Annotated in this window: 5 protein-coding genes; 1 reads left to right on the top strand and 4 read right to left on the bottom strand. The window is 66.5% G+C overall.

Annotation, left to right across the window (positions count from 1 at the left end):
* The 4 genes from ACQKIP_RS43585 to ACQKIP_RS43570 all read right to left on the bottom strand — a co-directional run.
* The coding region (locus ACQKIP_RS43585) for an aminoglycoside N(3)-acetyltransferase (RefSeq protein WP_427745552.1) at window positions 1-573 on the bottom strand (573 nt) is incomplete at its 3' end.
* A 232-nt stretch (window positions 574-805) separates the two neighbouring features.
* Window positions 806-1,183, bottom strand: coding sequence for a VOC family protein (locus ACQKIP_RS43580; protein WP_365864407.1), 378 nt, complete (start codon window positions 1,181-1,183; stop codon window positions 806-808).
* Window positions 1,184-1,277: 94 nt separating this feature from the next.
* Entirely contained in the window at window positions 1,278-1,496 is a 219-nt protein-coding gene (locus tag ACQKIP_RS43575; protein WP_365864409.1) for a DUF397 domain-containing protein, read from the bottom strand.
* A 1-nt stretch (window position 1,497) separates the two neighbouring features.
* Window positions 1,498-2,364 (bottom strand): helix-turn-helix domain-containing protein, encoded by an 867-nt coding sequence (locus tag ACQKIP_RS43570; RefSeq protein WP_365864411.1) that lies wholly within the window; start codon window positions 2,362-2,364, stop codon window positions 1,498-1,500.
* 388 nt (window positions 2,365-2,752) lie between these two features.
* Between ACQKIP_RS43570 and ACQKIP_RS43565 the strand changes: the two genes are divergently transcribed.
* Entirely contained in the window at window positions 2,753-3,181 is a 429-nt protein-coding gene (locus ACQKIP_RS43565) for a hypothetical protein (protein ID WP_365864413.1), read from the top strand.
* The last annotated feature ends 64 nt before the right edge of the window (window positions 3,182-3,245 follow it).

Here is a 3,245-nt window from a genome sequence, read left to right as displayed (position 1 = left end):
GACCTTGAGGCGAGGGCTGGGTGTGAGGGTCTCGACGTGGTGGAGGAAGGTATTGCGGTCGTGGCCGACGCCGATGAGCAGGATGTATCCGTCCAGGTCGTGCAGTCGCCCGAAGGGCGAGCTGGGGCCGAGAGCGAAGCCCAGCGTCTGGTGACCGGTGATTTCGGCGGCCCGTGCGCCGATGGCGGTCACGGAGGCTTGGGGGTGCGTACTGCGGATGCTTCCGGGCAGGGACCGCACGGTGTCGGGGATGGCGCCCATGCTGGTGGTGTCCAGGTCCGCATGGAAGGCGGGCACGGAGGCCCGGCGCTCGGTCACGTCACTGGTGGGCACGCCGACGTGGTCGGGATCGGAGTCGGTGACCTGCCAGGTGAAGGTCGGGACGGCCAGCGTCCCGGTGGGGCCGAGAACGCTGCGCAGGCTGTTGACCACGGTGGCCGCGCCGCCGTCGACCGGGCCGAGGCTGGACAGCGAGGAGTGCACGATCACGTCCATGCCTTCTTCGAGTCCGGCCTTGCGCCAGCCCTCCGCGAGATCTGCGGGGGAGAGCGGGCTGGTGGGTGTCGTGCGCATGGCGGGCTGCTTTCTCGGACAGTGGTGCGTCGCACGAACCTAACCGAGCACCGGTGCGACCGTGCTGGTGATCTTCGCCACCAATGCCAGGACGCCCATGATCCTCACGCGGCGCGAATCCGGGACCGCTCAGCGAGGTCCCCGCACTCGAAGCGTGATCCGGCGTGGACGACGCGGCGAGGCGAGTTCACGTCCCGTCGCCGGTGCTGGGCGGCCGGCGCGAGGCGGCCGCTCAATGACGAACCAGGCAGAACGGATGCCCTGCCGGATCGGCATAGACACGCCAACTCCGCCCGTCGGAACCGTCATCCAATGTCGTCGCCCCCTGCGCCAGCACCTGTTCCTGTGCCTGGTCCAGGTCCGCGACACTGAAATCCAGGTGAAACTGCTGAGGCCGGTCCGGGTCGGGCCACAGGGGCGGCCGGTAGTCCGCTACCCGCTGGAAGGCGAGTACGAGACCAGAGGGCGTGTGCAGGGTCGCCCATTCCTCGCCAACGGCCCACCGCTTGTCCTGCTGGTTGACGGCCCCACCGAGCAATGCCTGGTAGAACGCGGCAAGTACCGCAGGATCCGAGCAGTCCAGCACCACGCATTGCAGGTCGGCGATCATGGGCGGATTCTAGACGCCTTCGAAATGTCCCGGCTGCGAACGGCCCGGTCCCCAGCCCGTTCTGGGAGGACCGTGCCGTTCTTCGCAGTGAGCGTCAGCCGGGCAGCGTCCCCGCGCTCGCGCATGCGACGAACGCGGCGAACGCACGCGGCGATACGGCGAAGGCCGGGCCGTTCTTCTGCTTGGAGTCGCGCACGGCGACGGCCGCGGGGAGGCTGGCGACCTCGACGCAGTTGTTGCCAGCATCGCTGTACGTCGACTTGAACCAGCTGCCACGGGGTGCGAGGTCCAGAGCGTTCAAGGTGGATGTCATGTCAGATCTTTCGGGATAGTTGGTGCAGGAACTTGGGTGTGTCTCCCACGGGAACAGCGCCGTCCCGCAGGGCCTCGAACCTGCGGGAGAACTGCCAGATAGCGGTGTCCTTGTCGCTGATTTCCGATCCGCCGTCCACGGTGTCCATCTGAACCACGGAGGGAAGCGGGTGATCGAACTCCAGCAGCGTGAAGTTGTGGGAGCACCTGTAGGTCGGCGTGGTCATCGGAAGGACCTGGATGGTGACGTTCTCCAGCTTCGAGAGCTCGATCAGGTGCTCGATCTGCGCCCGCATGATGGTGCTGCTCCCCATCACCTTGTGGCACGCGGCCTCATCAAGGATCGCGCGGACCTCAGGCGCCTTCTCGCGTGTCAGTACGCTTCTCCGCTCCTTGCGGAGCTCGATTCCGCGCTCGACGAACTCTGTGGTGCGCTCTTCGACTGTCTTCGCGTGCTGGAACACGGCGCGGGCGTAGTCATCGGTCTGCAACAGGCCAAACACAAGGTTCGGTTGCCAGCACCGCAGTGATCGGGCGCCATCTTCCAGGCCGACGTACATGGCCATGCCGGAGGGCATGGTGCGGGCGTATATCGACCACCACCCGCGGTTGAGGCTGTCGCGGTGAATGTCGACGAGGAACTGCACATCGTCCTCGTCTGTCACACCGAACCGCTCGAGGACTGCGATGAGGTCGCTCTGCTTGCGGAACGCGGACAGGCCTCGCGCCACTCGGTAGTACTGAGACTCACTGATCGGTAGACCGTCGACCACGTCCTTGTGGTTGGTGAAGCCCGCCTGTTTCCGCAGACGTTCGAGCTCCGCGCCGAGCTGCATGCGCCGGACGGTAGGTCCGGTGGGAGCTGCCACGCGTCCTCCTTGAGTCCATCCGATTCTGCCCGGAGTGCCGCGAACTCAGGCTTGGGCCCGCGCCTTGAGGCGAGAGTCCGCCAAACCGAGGCTGGAGTCTTGAGTCTGGCACCTGGAGTCGTCCTTGCAAAGGACAGAGCATCTTGCATTGCATATGCCAATCCAAGTGAAGATTTCACTTGAGCTTGCATTGCAACTACCAGACGGAGGAATCTAGTTGGGCAACGGAAAGGCCTTCGAGGCGGGACATCGACCATCGGGGCCAGACCGGCCCGGTCGGCGAGGCGAGCCATGAGCCCCGCAATCACCCAAGCACAGCACCTCGGCAATGCGCTTTGGGGCTTGTGCCCAACGGCCCTACCCTCAACTGCCTTGGAGCTGAGGTGTCATGTCCAAGATCCCGGCCCATGCGACCGCCGTGCCCGTAGCCACCCTGGTGGGCGCGGTCCCCGATCGCCCCTGTGGCGTGCTCTACATCTGTCGTGCCGACACGCAGATAGTGGCGCGGACGCTCGGGGACCTCCGCGGCTTCGCTGACGCGTGCGGCTGGCCGGTCCTCCAGGAGGTGTACGACCTGGCACCGCCCGACGTCCCGCGCCGTCGGCGCATTGGCTGGCGCACGGTGGAGCACCTGGTGCTGGACGGAGAGGTGAACGCTGTCATCGCCCCGGCGGAGCGGGAGATCGCCTGGACGCACCGCGAGCAGATCGCACTGCGTGCATGGTTGCGCGGCGTATCGGCCTGTGCCCTCTACCCGCAGCACGGCGCCCTGCCGGCCGCCTGCGACCCCATGAGGCCAGAGGGGACGACCGCGTGATGTATCCCGCAGCACCCAGAGACCATGCGGCCGAGCCGCCCACCAGTAGGTCCCACTCGCTGGG

Origin of the sequence: Streptomyces sp. NPDC059900, from assembly GCF_050270335.1 — a bacterium.
GTDB lineage: Bacteria > Actinomycetota > Actinomycetes > Streptomycetales > Streptomycetaceae > Streptomyces.
This window is presented reverse-complemented; position numbering and strand designations above follow the sequence as displayed.